The 15,139-nt window shown below is 65.1% G+C and carries 12 protein-coding genes; 5 read left to right on the top strand and 7 right to left on the bottom strand.

Going from position 1 to position 15,139, the window contains the following annotated elements:
* Position 1 precedes the first annotated feature (1 nt).
* The gene (locus AB4097_RS03295; RefSeq protein ID WP_442037179.1) at positions 2-265 is read left to right on the top strand and encodes a hypothetical protein; all 264 of its coding nucleotides are present in this window, start codon (positions 2-4) and stop codon (positions 263-265) included.
* Positions 266-499: 234 nt separating this feature from the next.
* Here the strand turns inward: AB4097_RS03295 and nth are convergent, their stop codons facing one another.
* The gene (gene nth / locus AB4097_RS03290) at positions 500-1,279 is read right to left on the bottom strand and encodes an endonuclease III (RefSeq protein ID WP_442037178.1); all 780 of its coding nucleotides are present in this window, start codon (positions 1,277-1,279) and stop codon (positions 500-502) included.
* 20 nt (positions 1,280-1,299) lie between these two features.
* On the opposite strand from nth, the gene AB4097_RS03285 reads away from it, so the two are divergent.
* Positions 1,300-1,809: a DUF2244 domain-containing protein gene (locus AB4097_RS03285; protein WP_442037177.1), complete on the top strand. Its 510-nt coding sequence runs from the start codon at positions 1,300-1,302 to the stop codon at positions 1,807-1,809.
* A gap of 469 nt (positions 1,810-2,278) precedes the next feature.
* On the opposite strand, the gene AB4097_RS03280 is transcribed toward AB4097_RS03285, so the two are convergent.
* Both AB4097_RS03280 and AB4097_RS03275 read right to left on the bottom strand, forming a co-directional pair.
* A complete protein-coding gene (locus tag AB4097_RS03280) occupies positions 2,279-3,202 on the bottom strand; it encodes a PepSY domain-containing protein (protein ID WP_442037176.1) in 924 nt (307 codons plus the stop codon).
* A 106-nt stretch (positions 3,203-3,308) separates the two neighbouring features.
* Positions 3,309-4,172, bottom strand: a complete 864-nt coding sequence (locus tag AB4097_RS03275; protein WP_442037175.1) for a type 1 glutamine amidotransferase — start codon at positions 4,170-4,172, stop codon at positions 3,309-3,311.
* Positions 4,173-4,363: 191 nt separating this feature from the next.
* On the opposite strand from AB4097_RS03275, the gene AB4097_RS03270 reads away from it, so the two are divergent.
* Positions 4,364-5,269 (top strand): DMT family transporter, encoded by a 906-nt coding sequence (locus AB4097_RS03270; protein WP_442037174.1) that lies wholly within the window; start codon positions 4,364-4,366, stop codon positions 5,267-5,269.
* Between the two features lie 132 nt (positions 5,270-5,401).
* Here AB4097_RS03270 and purU read toward each other — a convergent pair whose 3' ends face one another.
* From purU to AB4097_RS03250, 4 genes are all read right to left on the bottom strand, one after another.
* Entirely contained in the window at positions 5,402-6,265 is an 864-nt protein-coding gene (gene purU / locus AB4097_RS03265; protein WP_442037246.1) for a formyltetrahydrofolate deformylase, read from the bottom strand.
* Between the two features lie 147 nt (positions 6,266-6,412).
* Complete coding sequence (serA, locus tag AB4097_RS03260) at positions 6,413-8,005, bottom strand: phosphoglycerate dehydrogenase (protein ID WP_442037173.1); 1,593 nt, start codon at positions 8,003-8,005, stop codon at positions 6,413-6,415.
* Positions 8,006-8,203: 198 nt separating this feature from the next.
* A complete protein-coding gene (locus AB4097_RS03255) occupies positions 8,204-9,376 on the bottom strand; it encodes a phosphoserine transaminase (RefSeq protein WP_442037172.1) in 1,173 nt (390 codons plus the stop codon).
* A gap of 137 nt (positions 9,377-9,513) precedes the next feature.
* The gene (locus tag AB4097_RS03250) at positions 9,514-9,762 is read right to left on the bottom strand and encodes a hypothetical protein (protein WP_442037171.1); all 249 of its coding nucleotides are present in this window, start codon (positions 9,760-9,762) and stop codon (positions 9,514-9,516) included.
* Positions 9,763-10,465: 703 nt separating this feature from the next.
* On the opposite strand from AB4097_RS03250, the gene AB4097_RS03245 reads away from it, so the two are divergent.
* On the top strand, positions 10,466-11,737 hold the full coding sequence (locus AB4097_RS03245; protein ID WP_442037170.1) for an efflux RND transporter periplasmic adaptor subunit: 1,272 nt from the start codon (positions 10,466-10,468) through the stop codon (positions 11,735-11,737).
* A 155-nt stretch (positions 11,738-11,892) separates the two neighbouring features.
* Complete coding sequence (locus AB4097_RS03240; RefSeq protein WP_442037169.1) at positions 11,893-15,054, top strand: efflux RND transporter permease subunit; 3,162 nt, start codon at positions 11,893-11,895, stop codon at positions 15,052-15,054.
* Positions 15,055-15,139: the final 85 nt, after the last annotated feature.

The raw sequence follows: 15,139 nt of genomic DNA, 5'->3' as shown, positions 1-15,139 counted from the left end.
GATGCCGTCCCACGACGAGACCCTGGCAGTCACGCTGTCCATCGCGGTCGCCCTGCTGGTCGTGCTCCTCGCCGTGATCGCGGGTGTGGGGGGCGGTTCGCAGCCTGCCACACAGGGCGGGCCTCCGGGACCCGCCTGTGCCGAGTGGACCGACGGCTGCGTCGTCTGCCGCCGCGTGCCTGAAGGCCTTGCCTGCTCGACACCGGGAATCGCCTGCGTCCCGGCCGCGCCCCGCTGCCTCAGGCCCGCAGGCGTTCCGATCTAACGCATCGGACGGAAAAGTGGACCCGGTATTCGCTGACGCGGCCCTGCGGGTCCGCTCCATCCGATGCGCCAGCCAAGAGAAAAAGCATCGGATGGATCCCAAAAGTGCAAATCCACTTTTGGGTCCGATGCTGTAGCGCATCAGGGTGAACTCGAACTCACCTCCGATGCTTTCAGCTTTTGGCTTGACGCATCTTTGCACGCAGAACCGGTGCTCACTTTTGCGTTCGATGCTCTAGGGAATCGTCTTGTCCGGATAGCGGCACAGGTCGTTGATCGGGCAGCGCCAGCATTCCGGCTTACGCGCCTTGCAGATGTAGCGTCCGTGCAGGATGAGCCAGTGATGGGCGTGGAGCCGGAACTCGTCCGGGATCAGGGCCTCCAGCGCGACCTGTGTGTCCAAGGGCGTCTTGGTGATCGCCAGCGGAATTCGGTTGGTGACGCGGAAGATATGCGTGTCGACGGCAACGCGCGGATCGCCGAAGGCGATGTTGACCACAACGCTCGCGGTCTTGCGCCCGACGCCCGGCAGGGTTTCCAGCACCTCGACGGAATTGGGCACCTCGCCGCCGAACTCCTCCACGAGGCGTTTGGCCGCCGCGATGACGTTCTTCGCCTTCGTGTTGTAAAAATTGAGCGTCCTGATGTGCTCGCGCAGGCCCTCCTCGCCGAGAGCGAGCATCTTCGCGGGCGTGTCGGCGATGGGAAAGAGGCTCTTCGTCGCCTTGTTGACGCCGATATCGGTCGATTGCGCCGAGAGCGCCACGGCGACCAGCAGCGTATAGGGATTGATGTAGTCGAGTTCGCCCCTGGGCTCCGGGTTGGCCGCGTGCAGGCGCCGGAACACCTCGATCATCGTCGCCCGGTCGACGGGCTTCGGGGTCCGCGTGCGAAGCGCCTTCCCGACGGCCTTCGCTGGAACGGCCGGCTTCGGTTTCGGGCTCGCTTTCGAGCTCGATCTTGAACCTGATTTTGTCTTGGCGATGCGGCGGGAGGACGGCTTCAGATCGGACATTTCTGCGTTATACTTGAGGCATGGCAAGCGGCAAGGCACCTTATGGCGAGATCGACCGGTTCGAGCGGCCGGTTTTCTCGGCCGTGATCCGCCCGCACCGGTCCCTGAGCCCGCAGGGCTTCAGGACGCTCATGGTGCTGGTCTGCCTCACCTCGGTCGTGGCGAGCCTGCCCTTCGTGATTATGGGGTTCTGGCCGGTGGCCGGTTTCTTCGGCCTCGATTTTCTGGGCCTCTACATCGCCTTCCGCGTCAGTTATCGTCAGGGTCAGGCCTTCGAGCTTCTTGAGCTGACGCCGATCCGCCTCCTGTTCCGCAAGGTGAGCCCTCGCGGCGACGTGAAGGACTGGCAGTTCAATCCGCTCTGGACCCGCATCGACCGCGAGATCGACGACGAATACGGCATGCAGCACCTTTCGCTGAGCTTCCGCAACGAACAGGTGGAGATCGCCCGCGATCTGTCCCCGCCGGAGCGGGAAACCCTGGCCGACGCACTCGGCCGCGCCCTGGCGGATGTGAAACGGGGTCATTGAACAAAAAGCCAGCCGTTTGGGGCCCGCAGCTTGCGCTGCGAGCCTGACGGGATCGAGGGAGGGTGCGCTGGGCTGCCCGGCTCGCTGTGACTGTGAGAGTGGAAGAGCCGGACGGCGCCTCGCACGCGGTTCTTTTAGGCGTTTAGACTTGGACCAGCACAAGGCTGCCAAGGGCCTCCGGCCACACGCTTGCGAGGCCTGCGACCGGACCGCTTCCCGCCCCACACTGGCTGACGCCTCGCGAGCGCGCCCCTCGTCGGGCGGGAATAGAGAACGATATAGCCGAGCTTGCACCGGCTGTCAAGAACAAAGTGAGAACATAACGTTCGCTCGCCGCGCCCTCCACGTCACCCAGCACGTCATCACCGGCCTCGGGCCGGGGAGCCCGATGGATCGAGGCGCAGCGCTCTTCAGCAGCGGGATGGCCGGGACAAGCCCGGCCATGAGGCAGAGGCGACGGCGCCCGCCGTTACGTCGCTTTTGCGAAACGCTGCCGCATTGAAATCCGCCGCAGCTGGCGGCGCAGCCAGATCCAGCTGCCCGTGACCAGAAGGCCCAGGAGGGCCACCGACGTGACGAGGTTCAGGATGGCCAGCGCAAAGCCGCCCCAGTTGCCCTCATGGATGAGGCGGGGCCAGCTGCGGGCCATGGGAACGGCCCCCTCACGGCTGATGGCGTAGGTTCTCATTTCCCCGTCCTCGGCCACGCGGGCCACGAGATTGCGGCCGAGGGGGCGGATCCAGCTTACGGACGACAGGTCGTGCTCGACCGCGAGCACGCGCACGGCCTCCCGCAGGGGCAAAGGCGAACCGGACGCGCCGGAGGGAGCCGGCGCAGGCGCGAAGGAGATGCCGAAGGCCAGGAGGAGGCCCGTCAGCGGAGAGAGGATCACGACCGGCAGCAGGAACCAGGCGATACCCTTGTGCCAGCCCGGCAGCGTGTTGCGCAGCCTGGGCCAGCCCATGAAAATCCCGAGCCCGATGAGCGCCAGCATGGCGATCGTCGAGGCGGTCACCAGCCATCCCGCCCGCAGGAGCAGATGCTCATGGATCTGACGCGCCGTTCCGAAAATGTCGGAGGCCGACCGCGTCGCCCGGGCCACGGGCTCGCCCGTTCCGAGATCGACCGTCACGCTTCCGCCTGACTGCACGCCGTTGACCGTCAGCGTGTTCTCGTTCGGACGCAGGAAGAGCGCGCGCGCCGTGCCCTGCGGGTCGTATCGCTGGAGCAGTCCTTCGACAATCTGCACCGAGACGGTGCCGGGCTTGATGGCGCTCTGCACCACGATGGGTTCGAAGGAGAGGATCAGGCCGCTCGCCACGACCGCCAGCAGCGGCAGGGCGAAGGTCAAAGCCACCCACCGATGCAGACGCAACAAAAAGGACTTGCGCATGAGAGAGATTCGGCTCCGGGCACGGGAGGCGCCATGATCGTGCCAGCCGGGCAGGAGCTCAAGTTAAGGATCGGTAATGCCGGCCCGAGCGGGAGCGCTGCGTGGCTCAGGCCCGTCCCCGCGCGCTCTTCGCCGTCTTCACCCGGTGCTCGATGAAGTTGCGGATCTCGCGGGTGCGGCGCTGGGGATCGAGCACCTCCGCGTCGATGCCGTGCCGCCAGGCGAGGTCGAAGCGGGCGGGATCCCTGTCGAGGGCGGTCAGGTCCTGGGCATAGGCCACGGCCTCTTCTGCGGTCCGGCAGAAGCCTTCCTTCACGAGGATCTCGGTTCGGCGGCCCAGGATGACGGCCAGTTCGCCCAAGGAGAATTCGGGGTGATACTGCACGCCCCAGAACACGCCTCCGTCCTGGCGGATTTCGGCGGCCTGGACGGGGGAGACGACGTTGCCGGCGAGCACCGTGCAATCCGCCGGCAGGGCCGTCACCATATCGAGGTGGATGGCCGGCGCGTCATAGGCCGCGGGCCGCCCCTCGAGCAGCGGATGCCCCCGGCCCATCTCCGTGGCCGTAAGCTTGCGGGCGAGGCCCACTTCGCGCCCGAGCGGGTTGGGCCGCACGTCCCCGTCCGCCGCGACCGCCGCCACCTGCAGGCCCCAGCAGGAGCCGAAGGACGGGGTGCGGGACGCATAGACCGCCCGCATCAGGTCGATCTGGCTGAGAATATCGGACGTGCGGTCGTAGATGTTGAGATGCGAGCCGGTCAGGACGATGCCGTCATAGGACTCGAGCCCGGACGCATCCGGCAGGTTCGCCCCCTCGTCGGCCGGAAAGGCGATGTCGCAGATGGCCTCGCCCTCGATGGCCTGAATCACCGCCGCATACGATTCCGACGGCATGAGTCCATAGACATCCTTGTGGGCCTGCCTTGCGCCCCGCGTATTGCCCTCGACCACCAGAAACCTTAAGCCCATGCGTGTCACCCGCTCTCTTTCGAGCCGGTTTAGCCGAACGGCACACCGCCGCAAGCGCAATTGTATCGGACCCAAAAGTGGAACCCACTTTTGGGATCAATCCGATACAATCTTCATACAGGAAGCGCATCGTTGAAGCGGAAAACCGGATCCACTTTTCCTAACGATGCGCTAGAGAGGTCCACCCTCCGATGAAATTTCTGCAATCGCTGCGGCAGGGGCTCTGGGGGCAGGCCTATCTGCTTTTGGTCCTCACCACGCTCATGTGGGCCGGCAACGGCATCGCCGGCCGGCTCGCCATCGGCGAAGTCTCGCCCATGGTGCTCACCTGCCTGCGGTGGGTCGTCGTGGTGGCGATCCTGCTGCCGCTCGTGGGGCGCCAGCTCGTGGCCGAGCGGGCGAAATTCAAGGAGCGATGGTTCTTCACGCTCATCATGGGTGTCTCCGGCTTCACCGCGTTCAACGCGCTCTTCTATGCCGCCGCCCACCACACCAGCGCGGTCAATCTCACCATCTTCCAGGGCTCGATCCCCGTCTTCGTCCTCATCGGCATGATCGTCGTCTTCCGTGCCCGCGCGATCCCGCTGCAGATCGTCGGCATGGCCGTGACGCTGATCGGCGTGATCACGGTTTCGGTCAAAGCCGATTGGGAGATCCTGAAGACGCTCGCGATCAACATCGGCGACGTCTGGATGCTGATCGCGTGCGTGTTCTATTCGGTCTACACGCTGGGCCTGCGCTATCGCCCGCAGATGCCGGGCCTCGTGTTCTTCACCGCCATGGCCCTCGTGGCCTTCGTCAGCTCCCTGCCCCTGGTCGGCGTGGAGATGATCCAGGGCACGGCACAGTTTCCCACGCACAAGGGCTGGCTCATCCTGCTCTATGTCGCGCTCATGCCATCGCTGCTCTCGCAGATCTTCTTCATCCGCGGCGTGGAGCTGATCGGCCCGACGCGGGCGGGACTGTTCGTCAACCTGGTGCCGGTGTTCGGCGCCCTGCTCGCGGTGGTCCTCCTCGGCGAGCCCTTCGCCCTCTACCACGCGGTCGGACTGGCCCTGGTGCTCGGCGGCATCTGGCTCGCGGAGCGGCGGCGGTAGAAGCGAAAGGACACTTCCAACGTCATGGCCGGGCTCGTCCCGGCCATGACGTTGGAAGAGCGCTGCGCCTTACTGATCGGGATCACCGGCACAAGGCCGGTGATGACATCGCTAGTATGACGCTACGCCGAACTAATCCGCGAACACCACGGTCTTGCGGCCGTTGAGGAGAATGCGGTCTTCCAGGTGGTAGCGCACAGCGCGCGCCAGCACGCGGCGTTCGATGTCGCGGCCCTTGCGCACGAGATCCTCGGCCGAGTCGCGATGCGTGATCGGTTCCACGTCCTGCGCGATGATCGGGCCCTCGTCGAGATCGGACGTCACGTAATGCGCGGTCGCGCCGATCAGCTTCACGCCACGGGCATGGGCCTGGTGATAGGGCTTGGCGCCCTTGAAGCTCGGAAGGAACGAGTGGTGGATGTTGATGCAGCGGCCCGCGAGCTTCGCCGCGAGACCGTCCGACAACACCTGCATGTAGCGCGCGAGCACCACGAGGTCGGCCTTGGAGTCGCGGATGATCTCCCAGACCTGCGCCTCCTGTTCGAGCTTGGTGTCCTTCGTCACGGGAAGGCAGTGGAACGGTACGTCGCCCAGATCCACATGGCTGTAGGTTTCGGCCGGATGATTGGCGATGACGCCGACGGGCTCGAAACCGAGTTCGCCGATGCGCCAGCGATAGAGCAGGTCCGCAAGGCAATGGTCGAACTTCGAGACCAGCAGCATGACGCGCTGCTTCCGGCCCTGGTCGCTCATCGTCCACGTCATGCCGAAGCGTTCGGCGAGCGGCGTGAAGCCGCTTTTCAGCGCTTCGATGTCGCTCTCTCCCGTCACGGGATTGAACACGACACGCATGAAGAAACGATCCGTCTGCGTATCGTCGTATTGCTGCGCGTCGAGGATGTTGAGGCCCGCCTCCGACAGGTGACCCGCCACGGCCGCCACAATGCCGGGACGGTTCGCGCAGGCGAGCGTCAGGACGAAGCGTTGTGACGGGATCGGTGCCATGATGCGTTCCTCGTTCCTCTTTCTCTGCATCTTCTCTTTCGGCGAACCGAAATCCACTTCGCCGGAAGGTGCGCCTCTTGAGACTTGGAGCATCGGATTGAATCCCAAAAGTGCAGATCCACTTTTGGGTCCGATGCTCTAGAACCGCACCGCGCGGGCGCGCTTGACCTGCGGGATCTCCTCGATCTTGCGCAGGAGCTCGTCCGACACGGGCTCGTCCACCGACACGAAGCAGATGGCATCGCCGCCGGGCTTGTCGCGGCCGAGCGCGAAGGTCGCGACGTTCACGCCGGATTCGCCGAGCAGGGTGCCGAAGCGGCCGATGAAGCCGGGCTTGTCGTCGTTGCGCACGTAGATCATGTTCGGCGCGAACTCGGCATCGACCATGATGTCGCGGATCTCGGTCACGCGCGGCTTGCCGTCCTGGAACACGGTGCCGCCCGCGTGGCGCGACATGTCCTCCGCATCGACGATGATGCGGATGAAGCTCTCGTAATCGCGGGCCGCGCTCTCGCGCTTGACCTCTTCCACCATGATGCCGCGCTCGCGCGCCACGACGGGAGCCGACACCATGTTGATGTCCTGCAGGAACGGACGCAGCACACCGGTCACCGCAGCCGAGGTGAGCGCGCGGGTGTTCATCTCCGCGACAGTGCCCTCGTATTCGATGCGGATGCCCTTGATCGGCGCTTCCGTGAGCTGGCCCAGGAAGGAGCCGAGCTTGTCGGCGAGCGCAACGAACGGCTTCAGGCGCGGCGCCTCCTCCGCTGTGATCGAGGGGAAGTTCACGGCGTTCTGGATCGCGCCCTGCAGCAGGTAATCCGACATCTGTTCGGCCACTTGCAGGGCCACGTTCTCCTGCGCTTCCGTCGTGGCCGCGCCGAGATGCGGCGTGCAGACCACGTTGGGATGGCCGAAGAGCGGATTGGATGTCGCCGGCTCCTCGACGAACACGTCGAAGGCCGCGCCCGCCACGTGGCCGGAATCGAGCGCCGCGCGCAGCGCCGCCTCGTCGACGAGACCGCCGCGAGCGCAATTGACGATGCGCACGCCCTTCTTGGTCTTGGCGATGTTCTCGGCCGAGAGCACGTTCTTCGTCTTCTCGGTCATCGGCACGTGCAGGGTGATGATGTCGGCGCGGCGAAGCAGGTCGTCCAGCTCCACCTTCTCGACGCCGAGTTCGACCGCGCGCTCCGGCGACAGGAACGGATCGTAGGCGATCACCTTCATGCGCAACCCGATGGCGCGGTCGGCCACGATGGAGCCGATATTGCCGCAGCCGATCACGCCGAGCACCTTGGCGGTGAGCTCCACGCCCATGAAGCGGTTCTTCTCCCACTTGCCGGCCTGCGTCGACGCATCCGCCTGCGGGATCTGGCGCGCGAGGGCGAACATCATCGCGATCGCATGTTCGGCCGTGGTGATGGAATTGCCGAAGGGCGTGTTCATGACGATGATGCCCTTCGCCGTGGCGGCGGGAATCTCGACATTGTCGACGCCGATGCCGGCGCGGCCGATCACCTTCAGGTTCTTCGCCTGTTCGAGGATCTTCGCCGTCACCTTGGTGGCTGACCGGATGGCAAGGCCGTCGTAGTTGCCGATGATGGCAGCGAGCTTATCCTTGTCCTTGCCGAGGTCCGGCTGGAAATCGACGTCGATGCCGCGATCCTTGAAGATCTGCACGGCGGCGGAGGAGAGAGCGTCGGAAATGAGTACGCGGGGAGCGGGCATGGTGCACCTCAGATGTGCCGCCCCTTCTACCCTCCCCTTGAGGGGGAGGGTCGGCTCGAAGAGCCGGGGTGGGGTGAACGGCGCTTTCGGTTTGTATTGCTGGCGTTAGGTCCGAGGGCGACGATGACGGGCCGTGTTGCCACCCCACCACGCCGCCCTGACGGGCGTCGACCCTCCCCCTCAAGGGGAGGATGAAGTTCAAGCCGCTTTCGCGAGCTTCGCCTTTTCCTGCGCGAAGGCCCAGTCGAGCCAGGGCGTCAGGGCTTCGAGATCGGATTGCTCGACCGTCGCGCCGCACCAGATGCGAAGGCCGGGAGGCGCATCGCGATAGGCGCCGATGTCGAGGGCCACTCCCTCCTTGTCGAGCGCGGCCGTGATGCCCTTGGCGACCTGCACCACGGCCTCGGGCCCCCTGGCCACCACATCCGGATCGGCGATGACGAGGCATACGCTGGTATTGGAGGCCGTCGCCTGCACCTTGGCGAGGTTGGCGATCCAGGGTGTCTTCGCGACCCAGTCGAGGATGACCTTCGCATTGGCATCGGCCTTGGCGACGAGCGCGTTTAGCCCACCGATGGACTTCGCCCATTCGAGCGCGTCGATGTAATCCTCGACCGCGAGCATGGACGGCGTGTTGATGGTCTCGCCCTCGAAGATGCCCTCGATGAGCTTGCCGCCCTTGGTCATGCGGAAGATCTTCGGCAGGGGCCAGGCAGGCTTGTAGGTCTCGAGCCGCTCCACCGCGCGGGGCGAGAGGATGAGCATGCCGTGGGCCGCTTCGCCGCCCAGCACCTTCTGCCAGGAGAAGGTGACCACGTCGAGCTTCGAAAAATCGAGTTTCTGCGCGAAGGCCGCCGAGGTGGCGTCGCAGATGGTCAGCCCCTCGCGGTCGGCCGCGATCCAGTCTGCGTTCGGCACGCGCACGCCGGACGTGGTGCCGTTCCAGGTGAAGACTACGTCGCGGTTCTTCGTATCGACCTGGGAGAGATCCGGAAGCTCGCCGTAAGCAGCGTTGATGATGCGGGCGTCCGACAGCTTGAGCTGCTTCACCACGTCCGTGACCCAGCCCTCGCCGAAGCTTTCCCAGGCCAGCATGTCGACCGGGCGGGCGCCGAGCATCGACCACAGCACCATCTCGACGGCGCCGGTGTCGGAGGCGGGCACGATGCCGATGCGGTAATCGGCCGGCACCTCGAGCACCTCGCGGGTGAGGTCGATGGCGAGCTTCAGGCGCGCCTTGCCGAGCTTCGCGCGGTGCGAGCGGCCGAGGCTATCGGTTTTCAGGTTTTGCAGGGACCATCCGGGGCGCTTCGCGCAGGGGCCGGACGAGAAGAAAGGCGCGCGCGGACGCGCGGCGGGCAGGTTCGTCATGGTATCCATCCTTACAGATGGGCGCCTCTCGGTGGGGAGAGGTGTCCCGCCAACCGGTATGACGGAGCGCCGGGTCACGGTCAACTGGATTCACATCGCACACCGCCTCGGCGGTCAGTGCCCGAGGAGACCGGGTCTCAATCGTCTCCCCAATGCTCCTTGATCAGGGCGGCTAGGAGGCCCGTATCGGTCTCGACTTCCTCACTGCCTTTGAAAAAGCTGAACTCGACATGATCGTCGAAGAAGTCGAGTTCGACACGCAGGCCGACGAGCGTGAAGGAAACCATGATGGAATCCTCCCGCAGATGGTCCAGCCGGTAATGGATACGCTCCTTGTCCAGATAGTTCAGGAAGGACAGCAGGTCTCTTATTCCCGTTAATTGCATTTCAAATTCCTTATTTTCTGTATTTATCTCGTCCGAGAATTTTCAGGCATGTCCTGGCTGCACGATCACCTTTCTTTGCAGCTTGCATTACATCTGCGATTGTAAAATCGAGAAATTGCTGTGGCAGGACGGGCCTGATGCGCCCTTTGTAATTTACCGAGGCAAAGTTCTGCGCACTCGAACCGAGGTCATCTTTGGTAAAGCCTCCTGCTAGCCTCACCCTGGCAGGAGATCTTCTCTCCCCGCCCGAGCCATTGGAAGGTCGCGCTTGGTCTCCTTCACCCGCACCACCGTCTGTCCATTGTCCACCGCTGGGATTCCCGGCCGGCACGCGCGGCTGGTTCGGATTGAACCGCTTGAGCATGAGGGCCAGGCGCAGACGCCGAAGCTCTAGCTGAGCTTAGGAAAAAGCCTGACGGACTGCCTTCCAATCTCTCTGCGAAGTCGACAAAACCATCAAAAAATCCATTCAAATATGAATTAATTCATAGAACAAAACAGGAATATTGTCAAGCTTGGAGCACGTTGTGGGGTATCCTCGACCCTCACCCGCCCCGAAGAAATTCAGATTACGAAATCGTAATACAAAACATCGTGTTTGCTGCGTTATCCTCACAGCACTTGGCATATATTATGCTAGGACAACTTCCGACAATTACGACCAAGAAGCCGATAAGGTCGAACGACTGAGTGAGGAGCGAGCATGCGTGTGTCCGGTCAACTCGCTGTCATTGCCGTGCTGGGGGCAGCAGGCTTTGGCGGCTGGTACGCCTACAAGGGCGGCTATCTGGCCAATGTGCCGGTGATCGGCGCTTATGTGAGCCAACCTGCGGGGCAGCAGCAGGCCGCCCAGGGCGGGCGTGGACGGGGCGGCCCGACCGGCCCCGCGACGGTCGACGTGGATACGGTCAAGACCGGGCGCATCGTCGAGACCCGGGAATCCGTCGGCACGGTCCGTGCCTATGAATCGATCACCGTGACCGCCAAGGTGGCAGGCATCGTCGGCGAGATCGGCTTCACCGAAGGCCAGAAGGTCAAGGCCGGAGACATGCTGGTCCAGTTCGATGCCGCCGAGCGCCGGGCCGAGATCGAGCAGACCATCGCCGAGGCGAACCGCGCCGAGGCGCTCCGGAACGAAGTCGCCATCAAGCTGGAGCGTGCGCAGGCGCTGAGCCGCACCGGCGCCGGCACCGGGGCCCAGGTCGAGGACCTGACGGCCCAGATGAAATCCCTGGAGGGGTCGATCGCCTCCGCTCGCGCCCAGCGCAAGGCCGCGGAAGCCCGGCTCGAGGATCTGATGATCCGCGCGCCCTTCGCCGGCCGTGTCGGCACCCGCTCCGTCTCGCTCGGTGCCTATGTGGCCCCGGGCACCCGCATCACCTCCCTCGACGACCTGTCCAAGATCCGCCTCGACTTCGCGGTGCCGGAAAACCTCCTGGGACGGCTCAAGCCGGGCCAGACGGTCAACGCCACCTCGGCGGCTTATAAGGGCCGCACCTTCAAGGGCAGCGTATCGACCATCGATCCCCGCGTGGACCAGACAACCCGCACGGCGCGCCTGACGGCCGAGTTCGACAACAGTGACGAGGCCCTGAAGCCCGGCATGTTCCTGTCGGTGGCCCTCGAGGTGTCGACCAAGGACGACGCGGTCGTGGTACCGGAAGAGGCCATCGTCAGCGAAGGCCTACGCCACGTCATCTATCCGGTGAAGGACAGCAAGGTGGAGCGCCGCGTCATCACCATCGGGCAGCGCCAGGGCGGCAAAGTCGAGGTGGTGGAGGGGCTCAAGGCCGGCGAGACCATCGTGGTGCTTGGCGTCCAGCGCGTGCGCCCCGGGGCCGAGGTCGTCGCCCGCCCGGTGGGCTCGGGTGCGCCTGCAGCTCCCGTTCCGGCAGCCAACCGGGAGCAGCCCTCCCGCTCCTCGTTGAACATGCCCCAGGCCATCGGCGCCGCCCAGGCGGCCGAGCGGAAGTAAACCAGTTCGTGTCATCCCCGGCGGTCCTTTAGGACCGGGAAGGGGATCCATAACGCCGAGCGTGATCGTGGATCCCCTTCCCTCGCCTTCGGCTCGCCGGGGATGACACCGAGTGCTTATCAAAAAACTTGACCCTAACGGGACCGAATAGAGCCATGCAGGTTTCAGACCTCTTCATCCGCCGTCCCGTCTTCGCTGTCGTGGTCAGCCTGCTGCTGATCGTGGGCGGCCTTGCAGCGCTCATGAACCTGCCGGTTCGCGAGTACCCGCAGGTCGACCGCCCGGTCGTCTCGGTCTCCACAGTCTATCGCGGCGCCTCGAACGAGGTGATCGAAAGCCGGGTGACGGAGATCATCGAGGGCGCCGTCGCGGGCATCGAGGGCATCCGGCAGATCACGTCGCAGAGCCAGAACGACCGCTCCTCGGTCTCCATCGAGTTCGAGGTCTCCCGCGATCCGGAAGCCGCCACCTCCGACGTGCGCGACGCCATCTCCCGCGTCACCGGACGGCTGCCGGACGGATCCGATACGCCGGTGGTCCGCAAGGTCGATGCGAATGCCTCGGCCATCCTGTGGGTGGGCGTTTCGTCCACCACCCTGGATGCGCTCGAACTCAGCGACTTTCTCAAGCGCGTCTATGTGGATCGCCTGTCCACCGTGCCGGGCGTGGCCAACGTGAACCTCAGCGGCGAGCGCCGCTTTGCCATGCGGATCTGGGTCGACCGGCCGGCGCTCGCCGCCCGCGGCCTGACCGTGCAGGACCTCGAGACCGCCATCAAGCGCCAGAACGTGGAGCTGCCGGGCGGGCGGATCGAGTCCAGCCAGCGCGAATTCACCGTCAAGACCGATTCCCGGCTCGCGACGCCCGAGCAGTTCCAGCAGGTGATCGTCACCAACAAGAATGGCTACCTGGTCCGGCTCGGCGAAGTCGCCCAGGTCGAGGTGGGCCCGGAGGACACCCGGTTCGAGTTCTACCAGTCGGGCGAGACCGCCATCGGCCTCGGCGTCGTGCGCCAGTCGACCGCCAATACCCTGTCCGTAGTCGACGGCGTGCGCAAGGAGCTGGAGGAACTCAAGGGCTCCCTGCCGCCCGGCACGACGGCGGAAGTCGCCTATGACGAAAGCCAGTTCATTCGCGCCTCCATCGAGGGCGTGCTGCACACGCTCGTGGAAGGCGTCGCGCTCGTGATCCTGGTGATCCTGCTCTTCCTGCGCGACTGGCGCTCCACCATCGTGGCCATGGTGGCGATCCCGGTTTCGATCACCGCTGCCTTCATGGTCATGGCCTTCTTCGGCGCCTCCATCAACGTGCTGACCCTGCTCGCCATCGTGCTGGCCATCGGCATCGTGGTGGACGACGCCATCGTGGAGATCGAGAACGTCCATCGGCGCATCGAGGAGGGCCAGCCGCCGCTGCTCGCCTCCTTCGACGGCGCCCGCGAGATCGGCTTCGCGGTGATCGCCACCACGGCGACGCTCATGGCCGTGTTCGTGCCTCTCGCCTTCATGACCGGCAATACCGGCAAGCTCTTCCGCGAGTTCGGCATCACGCTCGCGGCCGCGATCTTCTTCTCGGGCGTCGTGGCGCGCACGCTCACCCCTATGCTGTGCTCCAAGCTCATGGTTCCCGCCCATGGCCGGATCCAGCGCATGACCGAGCCGCTCTTCGAGAAGATGAACGGCGGCTATCGCTGGCTTCTGTCGCGTGCCCTGCGCGCGCCCGTGATCATTCTCTTCGTCGGCGTCCTGGTATCCCTCTCGGCCTACGGCCTGTTCCAGTCTCTGCCGAAGGAATTCGCCCCGACCGAGGATCGCGGCGCCATCATCGTCCGCCTCCAGGCGCCGGAAGGCGCGAGCCTCGATTATACCCGCGACCGGGTGAAGGAAGTCGAGAAGGCCCTCATGCCCCTTCAGGAGCAGGGCCTCGTCGCCTCGATGCTGAGTCAGGTCGCTCCGGGCTTCGCCCGCCCCTCCCCGGTCAACGAGGGCATCGTGATCGTGCGCCTCGTGCCCTGGGAGGAGCGGACCCAGTCCCAGCAGGACATCGTGCGCCAGATGACACCGAAGGTGTCGAGTTTCCCCGGCGCGCGCGTTTCGGTCGTCAATCCGCCCGCCTTCGGCGGCGCCGGCGGCTTCGGCCAGCCGATCCAGTTCGTGCTCGGCGGGCCCGATTACGAAACGATCCGCGGCTGGCGCGACACCGTCATGCAGAAGGCCCAGGAGACCGGCAAGTTCGTCAACATGGACTCCAACTACCGCGAGTCGCAGCCGGACATCCGCGTGCAGATCGACCGTCAGCGCGCCGCCGATCTCGGCGTCTCCGTGCAGGACATCGGCAATACGCTCCAGCTGATGTTCGGCGAGACCGAGGTCTCGACCTTCGTCAGCCGCGGCGACGAATATCCGGTGATCATGCGCGCCCGCGCCCAGGACCGCGCGACGCCTAACGATCTCACCAACACCTTCGTGCGCGCTGCCAACGGCGAGCTCGTTCCGCTCTCGTCCTTCGTCACCCTGACGGAATCGGCCGCCCCGCAGGCCCTGAACCGGTTCGACCGGCTGCGGTCGATCACGATCCAGTCCTCGCTCGCGCCGGGCATCTCCATCGGCGAAGGGCTGGACATCCTCCAGCAGATCGTGCGCGACAACCTGCCGGCGGAGGTGCGCATCGGCTATACGGGCCAGTCCAAGGACTTCCTGGACTCGACCGGCGCGATCTACCTGACCTTCGCCATGGCGCTCCTGGTGGTGTTCCTGGTGCTGGCCGCGCAGTTCGAGAGCTGGATCAATCCGTTCATCATCATGCTGACCGTGCCGCTCGCGGTGACCGGCGGGTTGCTGGCCCTGTTCATCACCGGGCAGACGCTCAACATCTACAGCCAGATCGGCATGATCCTGCTCATCGGCCTCATGACCAAGAACGGCATCCTGATCGTCGAATTCTCGAACCAGCTGCGCGAGCGCGGGTATTCGGTACGGGACGCGGTGGTCGAGGCCTCCGTCCTTCGCCTGCGCCCGATCCTGATGACCTCGATCGCCATGATCGGCGGCGCGATCCCGCTCGCCTGGTCCACCGGCGCCGGCGCCGAGGCGCGCAACGCCATCGGCTCGGTGATCGTCGGCGGCGTCACGGTCTCGACCATGCTGACCATGCTCGTGGTCCCGTCGATCTACCTGCTCCTCGGCGGCTTCACCAAGCCCGCCACTTACGTGAGCGAGCTGCTCGACAGGCTCCGCGCCGAGACGGGCCAGGTGGCTCACGGGGATGACCTGCCGTCACGCACGAAGCAGGTGCCGCCCGCCCAGGCGGCGGAGTGATGGGATGGGGCTTCTCGGTCTTTGCGAGACGCTCTGGCTCGCCCCTCCCATGTCATGGCCGGCCAGTGCCGGCCATCCCGATACG

This window comes from Microvirga sp. 2MCAF35 (assembly GCF_052115545.1).
In the GTDB taxonomy this organism is placed as follows: domain Bacteria; phylum Pseudomonadota; class Alphaproteobacteria; order Rhizobiales; family Beijerinckiaceae; genus Microvirga.
The sequence above is the reverse complement of the archived record's forward strand: the minus strand, read 5'-3'. Positions and strand labels throughout refer to the sequence as shown.

Coding starts and splice junctions, on each gene's coding strand:
- AB4097_RS03295 (WP_442037179.1), top strand. CDS start 2: ATGCCGTCCCACGACGAGACCCTGGCAGTCACGCTGTCCATCGCGGTC.
- nth (WP_442037178.1), bottom strand. CDS start 1,279: ATGTCCGATCTGAAGCCGTCCTCCCGCCGCATCGCCAAGACAAAATCA.
- AB4097_RS03285 (WP_442037177.1), top strand. CDS start 1,300: ATGGCAAGCGGCAAGGCACCTTATGGCGAGATCGACCGGTTCGAGCGG.
- AB4097_RS03280 (WP_442037176.1), bottom strand. CDS start 3,202: ATGCGCAAGTCCTTTTTGTTGCGTCTGCATCGGTGGGTGGCTTTGACC.
- AB4097_RS03275 (WP_442037175.1), bottom strand. CDS start 4,172: ATGGGCTTAAGGTTTCTGGTGGTCGAGGGCAATACGCGGGGCGCAAGG.
- AB4097_RS03270 (WP_442037174.1), top strand. CDS start 4,364: ATGAAATTTCTGCAATCGCTGCGGCAGGGGCTCTGGGGGCAGGCCTAT.
- serA (WP_442037173.1), bottom strand. CDS start 8,005: ATGCCCGCTCCCCGCGTACTCATTTCCGACGCTCTCTCCTCCGCCGCC.
- AB4097_RS03255 (WP_442037172.1), bottom strand. CDS start 9,376: ATGACGAACCTGCCCGCCGCGCGTCCGCGCGCGCCTTTCTTCTCGTCC.
- AB4097_RS03250 (WP_442037171.1), bottom strand. CDS start 9,762: ATGCAATTAACGGGAATAAGAGACCTGCTGTCCTTCCTGAACTATCTG.
- AB4097_RS03245 (WP_442037170.1), top strand. CDS start 10,466: ATGCGTGTGTCCGGTCAACTCGCTGTCATTGCCGTGCTGGGGGCAGCA.
- AB4097_RS03240 (WP_442037169.1), top strand. CDS start 11,893: ATGCAGGTTTCAGACCTCTTCATCCGCCGTCCCGTCTTCGCTGTCGTG.